Source organism: Acinetobacter sp. 797_lipA, from assembly GCF_058243025.1.
This window is the reverse complement of record NZ_JBZAYQ010000001.1, coordinates 1,255,759-1,272,226: the sequence shown is the minus strand read 5'-3', so window position 1 is coordinate 1,272,226 and position 16,468 is coordinate 1,255,759. Positions and strand designations below refer to the sequence as shown.

The following is a 16,468-nucleotide window of genomic DNA, read 5'->3' as shown; positions in this document are numbered from 1 at the left end:
GACATGAGCTTCTTAGGTAAGTTAGGTCCGGACGTTATTCCGCACGATCCAATTGTACTGGTCACAGTTGCAATGATGATCTTAGGTGGTATCGCAGTTGTTGCTGGTATTACCTACTTTAAAAAATGGGGCTACTTGTGGAACGAATGGTTCACATCAGTCGACCATAAAAAAATTGGTATCATGTATCTTTTCGTATCGATCATCATGCTTTTGCGTGGTTTCGCCGATGCGATTATGATGCGTCTTCAACTGTTCCTTGCAAAAGGTGGCGGTGAAGGTTATTTACACCCAGAACACTACGATCAGATCTTCACCGCACACGGTGTAATCATGATCTTCTTCGTAGCAATGGGTCTAGTTGTTGGCTTAATGAACATCTCTGTACCACTTCAAATTGGTGCACGTGACGTTGCCTTCCCATTATTAAACTCTCTAAGCTTCTGGCTATTTGCTGGTGCTGCAGGCTTAATGATGGCATCTCTTGCAATTGGTGAATTCGCTGCAACAGGTTGGATGGCTTATCCTCCTCTTTCAGGTATCGAATACTCTCCAGGCGTGGGTGTGGACTACTATATCTGGGCACTTCAGATTTCAGGTTTAGGTACGCTATTAACGGGTGTTAACTTCTTCGTTACCATCATTAAAATGCGCGCGCCTGGTATGTCACTTATGGACATGCCGATCTTTACTTGGACATCTTTGTGTACAGCTGTATTGATCATTGCGTCATTCCCAGTGTTAACAGCAACAATTGCAATGTTAACGCTTGACCGTTACTTCGGTTTCCACTTCTTTACAAATGACATGGGTGGTAGCCCAATGTTGTATGTAAACTTGATTTGGACATGGGGTCACCCAGAAGTTTACATCTTAGTATTACCAGCATTTGGTATTTACTCTGAAGTTGTATCAACGTTCTCTCGTAAAACGTTGTTCGGTTACAAATCAATGGTGTATGCAACAATTGCGATCACAGTACTTGCGTTCGTAGTATGGCTTCACCACTTCTTTACCATGGGTGCTGGTGCGAACGTGAATGCGTTCTTTGGTATCATGACCATGGTTATTGCGATTCCTACAGGTGTGAAAATCTTCTCTTGGTTATTCACAATGTATAAGGGTCGTATCACCTTCACTACTCCTATGTTATGGACGCTTGGCTTCCTTGTAACATTCGGTATTGGCGGTTTAACTGGTGTATTAATGGCGGTTCCACCTGCGGACTTCCTTGTACACAACTCATTGTTCTTGATTGCTCACTTCCATAACGTAATTATCGGTGGTGTGGTGTTTGGTATGTTTGCCGGCATCATTTTCTACTGGCCGAAAATGTTTGGTTGGAAGCTCAATGAAGCATGGGGTAAAGCTGCGTTCTGGTTCTGGTTCTTCGGTTTCTACTTTGCATTCATGCCACTTTATATCCTTGGTTTCATGGGTATGACTCGTCGTTTGAATACATATGACAACCCTGAATGGGATCCGTACATTGCTATTGCATTCTTCGGTTCTGTGTTAGTCGCGATTGGTATTGCATGTTTCGTTATGCAGATTGTTGTTGGTTACTTACAACGCAACGACAACCTCGACCTTACAGGCGATCCATGGGATGGTCGTACACTTGAATGGGCGACTTCGTCTCCTGCTCCGTTCTACAACTTTGCTCACCTTCCAACAATCAATGGTATTGATACATTCTGGAATGACAAAGAGAATGGCGTAGCGTATGCGAAACCTACTTCATACGAAGACATTCATATGCCAACGAATCGTGCTGCTGGTGTTGTGATTGCCATGTTCATTACTGTTATGGGCTTTGGTTTAATCTGGCATATCTGGTGGTTAGTTGTTGTGATGTTCATCGCTTCTATTATCAGCTTCATCGCGTCTTCGTTCACGAAGAAAGTGGACTACTATGTTCCTGCTGCTGAAGTTGAGCGTATTGAAAATGAACGTTACGCGATTCTTGAAAAACATTTGAAGAAGGACTAAGACAATGGCTGACGTACTTCATCACGAAAACCACGGACACGATGAGCATCATCACCACGATGATACTGACATCACCGTCTTTGGTTTTTGGACTTATTTGATGAGTGACTTGATTCTATTCGGTACACTCTTCATTGCATTCGCTGTTTTAAGTAGCCATGTGCCTATGGGCACACCAAGTGCAAAAGAATTATTCGGTGAATCTTTAGGTTTCGTTTTAACTGAAACTTTCGCCCTCTTGATCTCTTCTGTAACTTTTGGTTTTGCGGTTCTTGCTGCATACAAAAAGAACGTCAACCAAGTTTTAACTTGGTTAGCGATCACTTGGTTATTCGGTGCTTCATTCATCGGGATGGAACTATATGAGTTTAATCACTTAGTTCATGCTGGCCACGGTCCAAGCGTAAGTGCGTTTTTATCGTCGTTCTTTACTTTAGTAGGTACGCACGGTATTCACGTAACTTCAGGTTTAGTATGGATGATCATTTTGATGATTCAGATCAAGAAAAATGGTTTGACTCTTCCAAACACTCGTCGTCTTGCTTGCCTAAGCTTGTTCTGGCACTTCCTTGACATCGTTTGGATCTGTGTATTCAGCGTAGTTTACTTGATGGGAGTTCTATAATGAGTCACGATCATAACTCAGCTGGTGCTTCACACGGTAACACCAAGCAATACACGATCGGCTTTATCCTTTCAGTTATCCTGACCGTAATTCCATTCGGTATGGTAATGGCTGGTGGTTTTGGTCGCGGTATTGTTATGGCGGTTATCGCAATTACAGCGGTTGCTCAGGTTCTAGTTCAATTAGTTTACTTCTTGCACATGAACTCATCTTCAGAGCAACGTTGGAACGTGATTGCATTTATCTATACAGTACTTTGTATTGCTGTACTTCTAGTCGGCTCTGTATGGATTATGAACTACTTACACTACAACATGATGATCTAAACTGATCGTCATGTTGAAAAAGTATTTATTCCTGACTAAACCAGGAATTCTCTTTGGTAACTTCGTTACCACTCTGGGCGGCTTCTTTTTAGCCGCTCAGGGGTCTGTAGATTTCCTCCTCCTTCTCATCACCCTACTCGGTACAACACTGGTTGTTGCTTCTGGCTGTGTCGTCAATAACGTCATTGATCAAGATATTGATCAAAAGATGGAACGGACGATGAACCGTGCATTAGTTAAAAAAACCATCAGTCCTTCCGTTGCTTTGGCATTTTCTGCTGCGCTTGGAATATTAGGTTTCGCCCTACTCTGGTTCTTTGTTAATGCTTATGCCTTTGGCTTTGCTGTACTTGGTTTTGTGGTTTATGTGATTTTTTATAGTCTATGGAGCAAACGCACATCCATTCACCAAACCGTGATTGGAAGTATTTCTGGTGCTAGTCCACCAGTGATCGGCTATACAGCTGTGACCAATGAATTTGATGTTGCCGCATTGTTGCTTTTCTTAGCATATGCACTTTGGCAAATGCCTCATTCATGGGGAATTGCGGTATACCGCTTTGACGACTATAAAAATGCAGGCATTCCAATTTTACCTGTAGCACGTTCAATTTTCCGCACGAAAGTTGAAAGCTTGATTTATGTCTTGCTGTTTGCTGCGGTGTTAAATGGTTTGTATTGTTTTGGCTATACCAATATGTTTTTTCTTATCACCTTTAACGCACTCTGTGCTTATTGGGTATATTTATCAATCATTGGTTTTAAAGCTGAAAATGATCAGGTTTGGGCAAAACGCTATTTCTTATATTCAGTGATTTTAATTACTGCATTAAGTTTTAGTTTTAGTTTTAGCTATGTCTCACCTGCTCCACATTTGCCGCTGTTTTAAAAAGATAGAGTTCTCTCTATCTTTTTTTTATTTCAACTTATTCAATATTTAAGTCTAGTCTTTAAATTGTTACCATAGCAGACACAACAATAACTCATGCTCTGTAATGAAAATGCCATCACAATTTTTTAAAAAATCTATTTTTATTAGTCTATTCCCTATCACTCTTGCTTATAGCACGCACAGTTTTTCTGGTTTTGATGTTACTTGCTACCCATCGACCAACATTCAAACCAATGCCTATACAGCCTGTGACAATTTGCCTGCGCTCACGCCCGCCAATGACAATCAAACCAATATGCTCCTACTCCTGAGCGACATGGGCTTGGCCAAATTGAATTTTAATCAGCCAAATAGTCCGCTTTGGGAAACTGAATATAGCAACGTACCATTTGCGGCTAAAACATTGTTTGAAAGCGCAACCAATAAACGACCGAATGCCCGATTAAAACCAAACAATCAAAAGACTCCTTACCAAGAACATTGCAGTAGTCTAGACAATGGTGCGGATCAATTTACCCAACAGGTGAAAGCCGACCAAAATCTCAGCAAAGTGGAAAAAGATTTACTGATTCAAGAAAGACAAAATATCTCGGCCTGTGACCGTGATCTTGCCCTCATCCAAGTCAATCCGAACTGGTCTATACAAGCACGTCAGTATGCGTCTTATTTAAATGCAACCATTGCCTTTTATAATAGTAACTTTTCCACAGCTACTAAAATTTACTCAGTATTAACTACGGTTGATCAGTCTTGGATCAAAGAAACATCGCAATATATGTTGATCCGTAGCAGCCTCAATGAAAGCTATCAGTCGGGTATCGGTGAATATGGTGATTTAAAAATCGATAAAGTAAATCAGACTTTACTCAAAAATACCTATGAGCATATCACTACCTACTTCAAACGCTTCCCTGAGGGAAAATATGCGGCAAGCGCACGCGGTTTACTACGTCGTTGTTATTGGCTGAGTGGAAATACCGAACTCCTGACCAGCGAACTCGCATGGCAAATCAATCATCCCGATTCCAAATACTATAATTTAGAGCTCGATAATCTAGTCTTTGAAATTGAACCGTACCGGGTTTGTCGGAGACTTTTTTATTTAAGTTAGGCCACCTGACCTAACGGGTTAATCTTATCATAGTACATTGCTTCAAACTCAAAAGGCGATACATAACCCAGTGCACTGTGTACACGCTTTTTATTGAACCAATATACCCAGTTTAGTGTCGCAAGTTGTACATCTGCTAAACCTTGCCAATCTGCTTTTAAATATTCAATCACCTCTGTTTTGTATAAGCCATTCACCGTTTCAGCCAGAGCATTATCGTATGAATCACCAGTTGTACCGACTGATGCTCGTAAATTTGCAGCTTCTAAACGATTGGTATAGCGAATAGAAAGATATTGAACACCTCTATCTGAATGATGAATCACATTCTTAGGCATACCTCGATCGTGCAATGCTTGCTCCAATGCATCGAGCACCATATCTGTATTCATCCGTGTAGATACTTTCCATCCAACAATTGCTCGTGAGAACACATCAATAACAAATGCGGTATATACCCAGCCTGAATGAGTTTGAATATACGTAAAGTCACCCACCCATAGTTGGTTTGGATGATCAGCATTAAAATTACGTTTCACTAAATCATCTGCCCGTTTTTGGTCATCTCGGTTACGAGTAGTTTGTTTATTCTTACCACGCCAAACACCTTGTATACCTAGCTTTTGCATCAATCGAGCAACTGTACAACGTGCAATAACATAACCCTCACGTTTCAATTTTTGCCAAACTTTACGTACACCATATCGACCTGAACTTTCTTTCCAAATACGTTTGATTTGCTCTGCATGATGTAAATCATGCAGAGCACGTTTCGCTCGATGTTCTGGGTTATCAACGAGATCTAAAGCCCGATAATAGGTCGAAGCTGCAATCGGTAAAATTCTACAAATCGCTTCAACACCATATCGATCTTTATTGTTATGGATAAAATCCACCATTATTTGTGTGGGCGGTCGAGCTCCGCCTGGGCGAAAAAAGCGGCTGCTTTGCGTAGAATTTCATTGGCACGTTTTAATTCTTTAATTTCACGTTCCATTTGCTTCATTTTTTCTTGGTCAGATATCTGTTGTACTTTGGCAGGATTTAGTTGATCCAGATGCTTTAAATACCAAACACGCAATGTTTCAGGAGTACAACCGATTTTAGGAGCAATAGCTGTGATTGCTGCCCAAGTAGAAGGATAATCTTTTTCAGATTCAATTAGTAATTGAACCGCTCTTTCTCTGATTTCAGGGGTATAGTTTGGTTTTTTCATCGGCATAGTCTCTCAGAATATTGAGTCTCCGACAAACCCGGTACGGTTCAAAATAGATCGCCATGTTTTTCAAAGCCGCTCATTCAATGCAAAAAATCTAAAAGATCCCTTCTTTCTGACCATTACAGATTTAATGCAAATGCGTCAGGCAACATCAGCAGAAGATAAAGTCTTAAGCTGGTCTGAACTCAACAACCAAAAAACACTATTTAAAAGTCAGCCAGAACTGTTCCAATACCTACAAGCCAATCACTTATTCTTTGTGCAGAACAAACCAGCCGAAGCTTTAAAATATTTGCCAGAACATTCCTCTAATTCAATCGATAGTTACCTTCAACTCAGTCAAATCTTGTTAAAAGGTCGTATTTTAGAAAAACTCGGACAAACTCAAAATGCGCAACAATATTGGGAAGGTTGGCTTAGTCACTCGAAAGAAGTTGAACAACGTGGCTTATTTGAGCTGATGTTGTATCCACATTATGCTCAACAGCAAAGTGCAAACGTATTCATCGGTTCAAATGCTAAAATCAAACAAGCTTCATTGCAAAAAAGCTTTATTGAAAATGAAGCCAATGAAAAAAGCTTAATGCAAATTGTACAGAGCAAAGCATCAAATACAGATCAAAAAAATTTAGCCTTATATAAAACTTTGCAAAAATCATTGGTGCATCAGAACTTTAAACTGTTTAATCAAGCCTTTGTACTGCTACCACAAGATGTCGCGAAGTATAAATATGACTCAGAAACATATAAAAATTATAAAAATCAACCCCCTTTCAGTGATTTAATTTGGGTAGGAACAAAAATCACGCCACAGATTCAATGCCCCGATTTATTCAGCCTGACTCAAAAACTTGAAAATTCATCTCAAGATTTAAAGCTCCGACTTTGTTTGGGCGAATATGCACGCTCGACTCAAGGCTACAACATAAGCTATGTCACCGCTTTAGAAAAAGAAACTTCCAGCTTTCAAGGTGCAATTTTTGCCCGTGGTCAAGTGTATAAAGACATCATCAAATCCAGTTCTGTACCCGATTTAAAAGCTTATGCGCTTTATCGCTCAATCATGTGTTATTCACCAAGCGGGATGAATGACTGTCAGGATGCAGAAGTTGAAAAATCCACCCGAAAACAATGGTTCGACCACATTAAACGCGATTATCCAAGTACCTCTTGGGCACAATCTTTAAAGTATTACTGGTAAGACTATATGTTGAAGCAGATTTTTTCCGTTGTTATGACGCTGATCTGTATGCTCAGCATCATGGCTTGTCAGCCGAGTCAGTCAGCTTCAACATCTGGTCAGGTAAATGCCGAAGACTATGATGCATTTTGGATTTGGGGCAATATTTCATCTGCCCCTTACCTAAATGCGGCTAAAGAACTTTATATTTTACAAGGTGAAATCCGTTTAGATTCCCAAACACATCACTCTAAGCTCATACCGCAAGGCGTAAGCGTCTTAACGATTCCTCAGCAAAAGGTGTGGCTGGTTTTTCGTAATTATCATTTAGACTGGCAAGGCCAAGAGCTTACACAAATTTTAAAACGCGTTCAGCAATGGGAAAATGCAGGGAATTATATTCAAGGCATACAAATTGATTTCGATGCCAAAACCAAACACATTCACCAATATACCCTATTCTTAAGTCAATTAAGAAAACAATTGCCGCAGCACTATCAACTCAGTATCACGGGTTTAATGGACTGGACCAATGTCACAAATCAGGAGACTTTAAACCTCCTGAATAACACCATCGACGAGTTGGTCATTCAAACTTATCAAGGTTCAACCACCATACCCAACTATGCAGCTTATCTAAAAAAAGTTTCAGCACTGAAACTGCCTTATAAAATTGGCATCGTTCAATACGGTGAGTGGCATAGACCGCCAAAGCTTGAAAATGATACGAACTTTAAAGGCTATGTTGTCTTCCTTTTACGCTCAAAACCTCAAAATAATTAGGGCTTTTTAAGAGAAGTTCTTGAATTTGGCGAGCAAAGTCTCTAAAATTCCCCCTTCGCATCTAATGCGACACAACCTAGGTTGTGACTCCTTGCTTCTAACAACTTTTTGTTAGGGGCTGTTTAAACCGTAAGGAGCTGACAATGCGTCATTACGAAATCGTACTTTTAGTACACCCTGATCAAAGCGATCAAGTCGTTGGTATGGTAGAACGCTACCTAACTCACATCAAAGAAGCTGAAGGTCAAATTCACCGTCTTGAAGACTGGGGCCGTCGTCAATTGGCTTACCCAATCAACAAGATCCACAAAGCTCACTACATTCTTATGAATGTTGAGTGTGGTCAAACTACTCTTGATGAGTTAGAAGAATTGTTCCGTTACAACGATGCAATTATTCGTAGCCTTATCATCCGTCGTGAGAACGCTATCACTGAAGAGTCACTATTGGCTAAGAGTGCTGAAGAAAAACGTGCGCGTAAAGCTCAACGTGAAGAAGCACAACAAGCTCAAGACTCTGCTGAAGCATAAGGAGAACATCAATGGCACGTTTTTACCGTCGTCGCAAGTTCTGCCGCTTTACAGCTGAGAACGTTACGTACATCGACTACAAAGATATCGACACTTTAAAACAGTACATCACTGAAAACGGCAAGATTGTTCCTAGCCGTATTACAGGTACTAAAGCTCGTTACCAACGTCAATTAGCGCTTGCTATTAAACAAGCTCGCTACTTGTCTTTGATCCCTTACACTGACAATCATAAGTGAGGTTGAGCTGTGGATATTATCTTATTACAACGCATTAAAAACCTTGGTAAATTAGGCGATAAAGTTTCAGTTAAAGCTGGTTACGGCCGCAACTACCTTATCCCTCAAGGTCAAGCAGTAGCTGCTACTGAAGCTAACACTGCTGCTTTTGAAGCTCGTCGCGCTGAACTTGAGAAAGCTGAAGCTGATGTTTTAGCTGCTGCTCAAGCACGTGCTAGCCAATTAGACGAAGTTAACATCGTAATCACTGCGAAAGCTGGTGACGAAGGTAAACTATTCGGTTCTATCGGTACTCGTGATATCGCTGACGCGTTAACAAATGCTGGTCTTGAAGTTGACCGTGCAGAAGTTCGCTTACCGAACGGTGCACTTCGTCACACTGGCGAATTCAACATCGCAATCCAATTGCACCATGATGTTGTTGCTGAAGTTCTCGTTACTATCGTATCTGAGTAATTTCTTGCAAAAAAAGAGCATGCTTTTGCATGCTCTTTTTTTTATCTCTATGAAAAAGTAGTTTCATTGCTCAGCTTAAAACTTCATCAGTCTGCCCCACAAAATGCCAAATTTGAATATTATGGGTTTTATCCATAAGCCTTGAATTCAGCACACAGCAGCTGCATTTTTTGATAAAGTGCATAGAGTTAAATGGCTGTAATTTTTTCCAAATTTACAGTGAAATTTATCTTAAGTTATCCCTCTTACTGTATTAAAAATCAGGGCGTTATATGTCACAGGCGAATGCCACTGCTCAAAAGAGCTCATCGAAACAAGACAATAAACCGAATGAGTCAGGGCAACTGAAAGAATTCCGTACACCTCCGCATAACTTAGCATTGGAACAAGCCGTACTTGCCGCTTTAATGACGGTTGCTGAATCCTTTGAACAAGTTGGCGATGTACTGACTGAAAATGACTTTTATGCGACGCGCCATAAATATATTTTTCGTGCGATTGCGCAACTCTCCAAAGACAGCTCACCCTATGATGCGGTTTTAGTCCATGACTGGCTCACCACACAAAACCTACTCGATGCGGTTGGTGGTGAAGAGTACCTGATGCAATTGATGGCAGACTCCCCGTCTAGTTTCTATAACATGGAAACTTATGCCACTAAAATCAAAGAATTTTCGACTTTGCGTAGCATGATTAAGGTCAGCTCTGAAATTTTACAAAATGCCTATGACACCAAAGGTCGTAACGTCAGTGAAATTTTAGATTTAGCCGAAACCAATATTTTCTCCTTGGCAGAACAACACAATAACAACGCCAAAGCTCAAGGGCCTAAAGCCATCAATACAGTTGTGGCCGATGTCTTTGATAAGCTGAATGAGCTGTCGCAAATGGAAGGCAGTATTACGGGTTTAACCACAGGCTTTCTTGAACTCGACAATAAAACCTCGGGCATGCAAGCAGGTGATTTGATTATTGTTGCAGCGCGTCCATCGATGGGTAAAACCACCTTTGCCATGAATTTGGTTGAAAGCGTGCTGTTTAATAATGACCTACCTGCCTTGGTTTACTCCATGGAGATGCCAGCCGACTCCATCGCTATGCGTTTGATTTCATCTTACGGGAAAGTCCATCAGGGCCATTTACGTTCAGGTAAACTCGATGGCGATGAATGGTCAAAAGTTACGGGTACCATTTTGCAACTGCAAGAGAAGAAGCTCTATATCGATGACTCCTCTGCTCTTCCACCTACAGAAGTTCGAGCACGCGCACGTCGTATTGCCAAACAACATGATGGTAAGCTCGGCTGCATCATGGTCGATTACTTACAGCTGATGAAAGTGCCAGGTATGGGTGATAACCGTGTCGGTGAGATTTCGGAAATTTCACGAAGCTTAAAAGCTCTTGCCAAAGAAATGATGTGCCCTGTGATTGCACTATCGCAGCTTAACCGTTCCCTCGAGAACCGTCCCAACAAGCGTCCCGTGATGTCAGACTTACGTGAATCCGGTGCGATCGAGCAGGACGCCGACTTGATCATGTTTATTTACCGTGATGAAGTCTATAACAAAGAATCCAAAGAAGCGGGCACTGCCGAAATTATTATTGGTAAACAACGTAATGGCCCTATTGGTACCGTTCGACTTGCTTTTGAAGGCCAATACACCCGCTTTAGTAACTTATCCCCTGAGTTTTATGCTCAGTACGATGATGAGGAATAATTAAAACCTCATCGTCGCCTTTCCATGACCCTGTAGGAGTAATTAGGGTGCGTCAAGCAACAGTTTATATTGATAGCCAAGCGCTGCAATATAATTTAAACCGTGTCAAACAACTTGCCCCAAACGCGAAAATCGTCAGCATGGTCAAAGCCAATGCTTATGGACACGGAGTCAAAGAATGTTTAGCAGCCTTAAGTGAAACCGATGCCTTTGGTGTCGCCTGTTTAGAAGAAGCACTAGAGATTCGTGAACTCGGCTTTAAACAGCCGATTACCCTGATTGAAGGTGTTTTCTCAGCAGATGAAATGCAAACCGTCATTGAGCAAAATATCGAGTGTGTGGTTCATCAGCAACAGCAAGTCGATTGGTTAATCTCACACAAAGCAGCGTATATCGATCAAAAGCTTAAAGTATGGGTCAAACTCAATAGCGGTATGAACCGTTTAGGCTTTAAAGTTGCTGAAATCATTGATGTCATCAACACTTTAAAAGCAGAAGGCTTTACATGTGTCCTGGCAATGCACTTTGCCAATGCCGATGCGGATCACCCACTCAATGAGCAGCAACGTGCGCAATTTCTACACATCAAAGAAGCCTGTTCACCGATTCTAGCCTCATGTTGTAACTCAGCTGCTATTTTTAAATGGCCTGAACTTAATTTTGATTTTGTTCGTCCTGGCATCATGCTTTACGGTGCATCACCTTTTGCCGATAAAAATGCACACGACTTAGACTTAAAGCCAGTTATGACCTTCACGGCGGAAATTATTGCATTAAATACCATTCAAGCAGGTGAAGGTGTCGGCTATGGTTCACATTTTGTCGCAAACCAAGAAACTGAACTGGCCATTGTTTCGATTGGTTATGGAGATGGCTATCCACGTGCATTTTCAAAGCAAAACTATGTTGCTATAAATGGTCAGGCAGTAGCTGTTGTGGGCCGAGTAGCAATGGACATGATTGCTATCGATGTGACGGGTTTAAACGCCAAACTCGGTACAAAGGTTGAGCTCTGGGGTGAAAACCGCTTAGTTGACGATGTTGCGGAAGCCAATGGAACCATTGGTTATGAGCTACTTTGCCGGTTAAGTAATCGCCCTATACGTAAGCAAATCTAACAAAAAAAGCCCAAGTTCTACTTGGGCTTTTTTCAACACAAACTCTCATCAGACTGGGCATCGTAAAGGTCTTGTAACAACTGATCAATTTGTTGTTGACTCATACTCTGCGGTTCAAATTTTGCAAAACCCATCTCACGCATTTTGGTATGTACGCTACTCATACGTTGCACATACTTCATGCCCCAAGCTCTAAAATGTGCCGCGTGAATCGTTTTCGCCTCAAAGACTTTAATATCTTTATGTCTAGGGTCTTTCAATAATTTCGACATTAATAATTCTAAAGCAGCTTCATCCCCTTCTAAGCACTGGAAATAATGCTGATCAGCATAATAAAGAACGCCTGAAATATTATGTACTGTATTAAAATCACATGCTTCGCTTAAAATGTCCCGAACATCTTGAAGAAGCTGTACATGATCCGAAGTTGAAGTACTTGCATAGCAAATTTGCCGCATAGACTTCCCCAATTGATTGATTTCATTATTTTTAGCATCTAACACGTTTATACTAAATAGTCATCCGTCGGCTTTGCCAATTCTTGTAATCCTTTTCTTAAGGTATCCGACCATTGCTTACTGATGCTTGAAAAATACGGATCTTCTTCATCAATCCGCTTACCCACTGGAATATGTAAACTATCTCTTGTATACACCAAAGCATCTAAGGGCAAACCGACAGAAACATTGGAACGTAAGGTTGAATCAAAAGAAATCAAACTACACTTCACCGCTTCGGCTAAGGGCATGTCATACCGTAATGCACGATCTAGAATCGGCTTTCCATATTTACTTTCACCAATTTGAAAATACGGCGTATCTTTGGTCGCACAAATAAAATTCCCCTGCGGATAAATATTATAAAGTTGCATTTCTGCCCCTTTAATTTGTCCACCGACCAATAAGCTACAGTAGTAATTACTCTGTTCTTGCGTGTCTGGTGCCATATCCGCCAAGACTTTTTTCAAAGTGTGCCCGACCAACTCAGCCGCTTCGAACATGGTATTGACACTATATAAATTCGGTTCTTGGCTTAACTCCAGATGATTTTTTAAATGCCCAATCACCGCTTGGGTCGTTGCTAAGTTTCCTGAGGTTTGAATCGCAATAAAGCGTTCACCCTCCACACCAAAGGTATACAGTTTCCTAAACACGGATATATGGTCTACACCTGCATTCGTACGCGTATCACTTATAAAAACCAAACCATCTTGCAGACGAAGTGCACAACAATAGGTCATAGAACATCCTTTTTCAGCTAAACCTTAACAACTTAAAACTTGTACCATGGAATGCATCGATTCCACCCCACCTTTTTCACGTACGCCACGAACGGGAGCCACATCCCAATAATCGCGCCCAATAGCTACATAGATATGTGACTGTGGTTTGAACAATTGATTACTGGTATCAAAACAATACCATGCATCATCAATATACACCTCGGCCCACGCGTGACTGGCGAGGTGTGAAGTTTCAGGCACATGCAAATACCCCGATACATAACGTACCGGTAAGCCAAGATGCTTACACATGGCAATAAAAACATGACTATGGTCCTGACATACGCCTTGCTGCCCATTGAATGCATCGATTGCCGAAGTGAGTACCGAGGTTTCAGCAGGTACATAAGGAATATTCGCTAAAACTGCTTCTGACAGTTTCATCAAATTTTCCCGATTCAGCTCAGGCACATACTGATGTGCAAATGCCTTCATTTCGGCATTGCACTGAGTATTGGGCGTCGGTTGTAAAAATAAATTGGGATTCAGACGATCTTGGATGCCATGTTCTGCCAAGCTATTAATTTCAACAATGCCCTGTGCCATTATGGTCAGCTGTTGATACGCTTCACGTTGCGAACTGGTAATCCAAATATTTTGGAAGGCATCCCGTTTTTCTTCACGCTCTCCTGGCACACTCACATGCCAGTGACATACCTTTTGGTGTGAATTATTCGTGGGTGTCATTTTGATATATTGAATGCTATTCAGGGCCAATTCACTATATTGATAATGCGTTTGATGATTGATCATAAGTTTCATACATCAACCTCAAACAATTGTTGAATATAATCACTAAAATGATAAAAATTCATCGCATCAGGTTGTGATTTGAGCTCTAGCCAAGCCTGTGCCAAATTTAGCCAGCCCATTTCTTTTAACAACATGACGATGTTTTCTATTTCAACTAAAGTATTTTGTGCATCCTGTTTCAGGCGAATTTGACGGTCGAGCTGCTCAATCATTTGCCCCAAACTAAAGAATAAAAAGACATCACTGGCTTCAGACTCAAGCACATCTTGACACTCTCCAACCACATCACAAATATAGGCGGTGTTTTCAGTGGCATTTTTGATAAATTGATTCAGTTCCGCATATGCCTTTGCAGATAAAATCCCGCGCAAGTCTTGAACATTACTCTTAGCGCTTTGAAATTGCTGGTTAAATGAAGCAGGATTGTTTGGGTTTAAAATCAGCTCATTCAGTGAGCACGCATCAAAAGCAGGCAAACAAAATGCATGCGCATAATCCATTGCAGGCTGGTCTTGGGTAAAAGGAAACTGAGCACACAAATATTGAGTACGTGTTAAATAACGCCCTAACCAAAAAATATTTTCAGCATTGGTGCTTAATAAAATCATAGTTCTACCCTCATATTTGTTTATTTTATGAATGTAAGTTTTCCACGACCCAAGTGTCTTTAATTCCTCCTCCTTGGGATGAGTTGACCACCAACGAACCTTCTTTCATCGCAACACGTGTTAAACCGCCAGGGACAATTTCGGTACGATACGGTGAACTGAGCACAAACGGTCTAAGGTCAATATGACGCTCAGAAACACCCGATTCAGTCATGGTTGGACTGACTGAAAGCTCTAAAGTGGGCTGGGCAATATATAAATGCGGCGTCGCCATGAGCTTATCTCTAAATTGCTCAATTTGACTTTTACAGGCTTGCGGTCCAATCAGCATACCATACCCACCCGAACCTTGCGCCTCTTTGACCACTAACTGCTCAAGGTTCTCCAGTACATAAGCCAAGTCTTGCTTGTTACGGCATTGATATGTCGGAACATTTTTTAAGATAGGTTTTTCACCTAAATAAAACTGAATCATTTTGTCGACATAAGGATAAATCGATTTATCATCCGCAACCCCTGTGCCTGGTGCATTCGCAATAACCACGTTATGACTCAGATAAGCTGACATCAACCCTGCGACACCTAAAGTGCTATTCGGCATAAAGCACAGCGGATCAAGATAAGCATCATCCAAACGTCGGTAAATCACATCTACTCGTTGACGGCCACGAATGGTTTTGACATAGACTTTATCATGCTCTACAAACAAATCACGCGATGTCACCAAAGGCACATCCATTTCACGGGCTAAAAAAGCATGTTCATAATAGGCACTATTAAAACGTCCCGGTGTCAACACCACGATGAAAGGCTGATCGACATAAGCATTTTCAGCCAAGATTTCTTTGAGTAATTGTGGGTATTGTTCTATGCCTAAAATATGGTTCTTCTGCATCAAATCAGGCATAAGTTTTTCACTAATCTTACGACTTTCAAGCATATAAGATACGCCCGATGGCGTTCTTAAATTATCTTCAAGTACATAAAACTCACCCTGCCCATCACGGATAATATCAATTCCACTAATTTGGCTATAAATCTGACCTTTTAAACGGTGCTCATACATATGCGGTTGATAAGCTTCATGCGTCAAAACTTGCAGTTCTGGAATAATTTTAGCTTTGAGAATGTCTTGTTGATGGTAAATATCATGTAAAAATAGATTTAAAGCCCGCACACGTTGTGCAGAGCCAAGGGAGATTTTATTCCATTGTTGTTTAGCGATCACACGTGGAATTAAATCATAAGGAATGGTGCGCTCAATGCCCTCAGATTCACCATATACAGTAAACGTAATACCTTCATATAAAAAATGCTGTTTGGCAATTTGGTTCAGTTCTTCGAGTTCTTCTACACTATGCTGTGACAACCAGTGCTCAATACGCGCACAAGCCTCACCAGACATCGCTTGGTCATCTGTCATTTCATTAAAGAAATTCGAGGTCATTTGATGAAACAATCCAACAGACTGGCTCGATAGACGATCATGAGAGTGAATCGGATTTAATACAGGAGAGTTAAGCTTATATCCGTCCAACATCTTATTTACATTTGTATCTTTATCTTCTTTAAACATACAAACCTCTCAATTGTTATCGATATGTAACCCATACGTAGCAATATCTATGCCATGGAT

Annotated in this window: 18 protein-coding genes and 1 other annotated feature; of the genes, 12 read left to right on the top strand and 6 right to left on the bottom strand. The window is 41.0% G+C overall.

Annotated elements, in window-relative coordinates; all coding sequences use genetic code 11:
* Window positions 1-3: 3 nt before the first annotated feature.
* From cyoB to AC4CU2_RS06150, 5 genes are all read left to right on the top strand, one after another.
* The gene (cyoB, locus tag AC4CU2_RS06170; protein WP_176537896.1) at window positions 4-1,992 is read left to right on the top strand and encodes a cytochrome o ubiquinol oxidase subunit I; all 1,989 of its coding nucleotides are present in this window, start codon (window positions 4-6) and stop codon (window positions 1,990-1,992) included.
* Window positions 1,993-1,996: 4 nt separating this feature from the next.
* Window positions 1,997-2,617: a cytochrome o ubiquinol oxidase subunit III gene (gene cyoC / locus AC4CU2_RS06165; RefSeq protein ID WP_004696446.1), complete on the top strand. Its 621-nt coding sequence runs from the start codon at window positions 1,997-1,999 to the stop codon at window positions 2,615-2,617.
* Entirely contained in the window at window positions 2,614-2,943 is a 330-nt protein-coding gene (locus tag AC4CU2_RS06160) for a cytochrome o ubiquinol oxidase subunit IV (RefSeq protein ID WP_026056475.1), read from the top strand. Before cyoC ends, AC4CU2_RS06160 begins: the two co-directional genes overlap by 4 nt.
* A 10-nt stretch (window positions 2,944-2,953) precedes the next feature.
* Window positions 2,954-3,832 carry a heme o synthase gene (gene cyoE, locus AC4CU2_RS06155; protein WP_004982036.1) on the top strand — a complete coding sequence of 293 codons (879 nt, stop codon included), beginning with the start codon at window positions 2,954-2,956 and terminating at the stop codon, window positions 3,830-3,832.
* 112 nt (window positions 3,833-3,944) lie between these two features.
* Complete coding sequence (locus AC4CU2_RS06150; protein WP_490768448.1) at window positions 3,945-4,946, top strand: PA5441 family protein; 1,002 nt, start codon at window positions 3,945-3,947, stop codon at window positions 4,944-4,946.
* Here AC4CU2_RS06150 and AC4CU2_RS06145 read toward each other — a convergent pair.
* Window positions 4,943-6,162, bottom strand: a protein-coding gene (locus AC4CU2_RS06145) for an IS3 family transposase (RefSeq protein ID WP_085944224.1) whose coding sequence is annotated in 2 segments (ribosomal slippage) — window positions 4,943-5,886 and window positions 5,886-6,162 — 1,221 coding nt in all. Because the reading frame shifts where the segments join, the coding sequence is not laid out codon by codon here. The genes AC4CU2_RS06150 and AC4CU2_RS06145 overlap by 4 nt on opposite strands.
* Window positions 5,771-5,887, bottom strand: a sequence feature (AL1L pseudoknot). It overlaps the preceding gene by 117 nt.
* Here AC4CU2_RS06145 and AC4CU2_RS06140 point away from each other — a divergent pair.
* The 7 genes from AC4CU2_RS06140 (at window position 6,161) to alr (ending at window position 12,189) form a co-directional block, all read left to right on the top strand.
* Window positions 6,161-7,366: a PA5441 family protein gene (locus tag AC4CU2_RS06140; protein ID WP_490769215.1), complete on the top strand. Its 1,206-nt coding sequence runs from the start codon at window positions 6,161-6,163 to the stop codon at window positions 7,364-7,366. The genes AC4CU2_RS06145 and AC4CU2_RS06140 overlap by 2 nt on opposite strands.
* A gap of 6 nt (window positions 7,367-7,372) precedes the next feature.
* Entirely contained in the window at window positions 7,373-8,128 is a 756-nt protein-coding gene (locus tag AC4CU2_RS06135; protein WP_490768447.1) for a DUF3142 domain-containing protein, read from the top strand.
* 143 nt (window positions 8,129-8,271) lie between these two features.
* Window positions 8,272-8,658 carry a 30S ribosomal protein S6 gene (gene rpsF / locus AC4CU2_RS06130; RefSeq protein ID WP_004696436.1) on the top strand — a complete coding sequence of 129 codons (387 nt, stop codon included), beginning with the start codon at window positions 8,272-8,274 and terminating at the stop codon, window positions 8,656-8,658.
* Between the two features lie 11 nt (window positions 8,659-8,669).
* A complete protein-coding gene (gene rpsR / locus AC4CU2_RS06125; RefSeq protein WP_004278792.1) occupies window positions 8,670-8,897 on the top strand; it encodes a 30S ribosomal protein S18 in 228 nt (75 codons plus the stop codon).
* 9 nt (window positions 8,898-8,906) lie between these two features.
* Window positions 8,907-9,353, top strand: a complete 447-nt coding sequence (gene rplI / locus AC4CU2_RS06120) for a 50S ribosomal protein L9 (protein WP_004696433.1) — start codon at window positions 8,907-8,909, stop codon at window positions 9,351-9,353.
* Window positions 9,354-9,625: 272 nt separating this feature from the next.
* On the top strand, window positions 9,626-11,071 hold the full coding sequence (gene dnaB, locus AC4CU2_RS06115) for a replicative DNA helicase (protein ID WP_004696432.1): 1,446 nt from the start codon (window positions 9,626-9,628) through the stop codon (window positions 11,069-11,071).
* A 47-nt stretch (window positions 11,072-11,118) separates the two neighbouring features.
* Window positions 11,119-12,189, top strand: a complete 1,071-nt coding sequence (gene alr, locus AC4CU2_RS06110) for an alanine racemase (RefSeq protein WP_490768446.1) — start codon at window positions 11,119-11,121, stop codon at window positions 12,187-12,189.
* Between the two features lie 32 nt (window positions 12,190-12,221).
* Here the strand turns inward: alr and AC4CU2_RS06105 are convergent, their stop codons facing one another.
* Genes AC4CU2_RS06105 through AC4CU2_RS06085 form a run of 5 tightly spaced genes read right to left on the bottom strand, consistent with a single transcriptional unit; the run spans window position 12,222 to window position 16,408 of the window.
* Complete coding sequence (locus tag AC4CU2_RS06105) at window positions 12,222-12,647, bottom strand: BLUF domain-containing protein (RefSeq protein ID WP_039890155.1); 426 nt, start codon at window positions 12,645-12,647, stop codon at window positions 12,222-12,224.
* A gap of 47 nt (window positions 12,648-12,694) precedes the next feature.
* On the bottom strand, window positions 12,695-13,429 hold the full coding sequence (locus AC4CU2_RS06100) for a proteasome-type protease (protein ID WP_176537901.1): 735 nt from the start codon (window positions 13,427-13,429) through the stop codon (window positions 12,695-12,697).
* A gap of 24 nt (window positions 13,430-13,453) precedes the next feature.
* Entirely contained in the window at window positions 13,454-14,233 is a 780-nt protein-coding gene (locus AC4CU2_RS06095; protein ID WP_490768445.1) for a transglutaminase family protein, read from the bottom strand.
* Entirely contained in the window at window positions 14,230-14,832 is a 603-nt protein-coding gene (locus AC4CU2_RS06090) for an alpha-E domain-containing protein (protein WP_004982053.1), read from the bottom strand. Before AC4CU2_RS06090 ends, AC4CU2_RS06095 begins: the two co-directional genes overlap by 4 nt.
* Before the next feature lie 25 nt (window positions 14,833-14,857).
* Window positions 14,858-16,408 carry a circularly permuted type 2 ATP-grasp protein gene (locus AC4CU2_RS06085; protein ID WP_279736141.1) on the bottom strand — a complete coding sequence of 517 codons (1,551 nt, stop codon included), beginning with the start codon at window positions 16,406-16,408 and terminating at the stop codon, window positions 14,858-14,860.
* Window positions 16,409-16,468: the final 60 nt, after the last annotated feature.

Excerpts from the sequence above, each read along its gene's own strand:
- rpsR (WP_004278792.1), top strand. The coding sequence starts at position 8,670 with ATGGCACGTTTTTACCGTCGTCGCAAGTTCTGCCGCTTTACAGCTGAG.
- cyoE (WP_004982036.1), top strand. The coding sequence starts at position 2,954 with ATGTTGAAAAAGTATTTATTCCTGACTAAACCAGGAATTCTCTTTGGT.
- dnaB (WP_004696432.1), top strand. The coding sequence starts at position 9,626 with ATGTCACAGGCGAATGCCACTGCTCAAAAGAGCTCATCGAAACAAGAC.
- AC4CU2_RS06090 (WP_004982053.1), bottom strand. The coding sequence starts at position 14,832 with ATGATTTTATTAAGCACCAATGCTGAAAATATTTTTTGGTTAGGGCGT.
- AC4CU2_RS06150 (WP_490768448.1), top strand. The coding sequence starts at position 3,945 with ATGCCATCACAATTTTTTAAAAAATCTATTTTTATTAGTCTATTCCCT.
- cyoB (WP_176537896.1), top strand. The coding sequence starts at position 4 with ATGAGCTTCTTAGGTAAGTTAGGTCCGGACGTTATTCCGCACGATCCA.
- AC4CU2_RS06095 (WP_490768445.1), bottom strand. The coding sequence starts at position 14,233 with ATGAAACTTATGATCAATCATCAAACGCATTATCAATATAGTGAATTG.
- AC4CU2_RS06105 (WP_039890155.1), bottom strand. The coding sequence starts at position 12,647 with ATGCGGCAAATTTGCTATGCAAGTACTTCAACTTCGGATCATGTACAG.
- rpsF (WP_004696436.1), top strand. The coding sequence starts at position 8,272 with ATGCGTCATTACGAAATCGTACTTTTAGTACACCCTGATCAAAGCGAT.
- AC4CU2_RS06100 (WP_176537901.1), bottom strand. The coding sequence starts at position 13,429 with ATGACCTATTGTTGTGCACTTCGTCTGCAAGATGGTTTGGTTTTTATA.
- AC4CU2_RS06085 (WP_279736141.1), bottom strand. The coding sequence starts at position 16,408 with ATGTTTAAAGAAGATAAAGATACAAATGTAAATAAGATGTTGGACGGA.
- AC4CU2_RS06135 (WP_490768447.1), top strand. The coding sequence starts at position 7,373 with ATGTTGAAGCAGATTTTTTCCGTTGTTATGACGCTGATCTGTATGCTC.
- cyoC (WP_004696446.1), top strand. The coding sequence starts at position 1,997 with ATGGCTGACGTACTTCATCACGAAAACCACGGACACGATGAGCATCAT.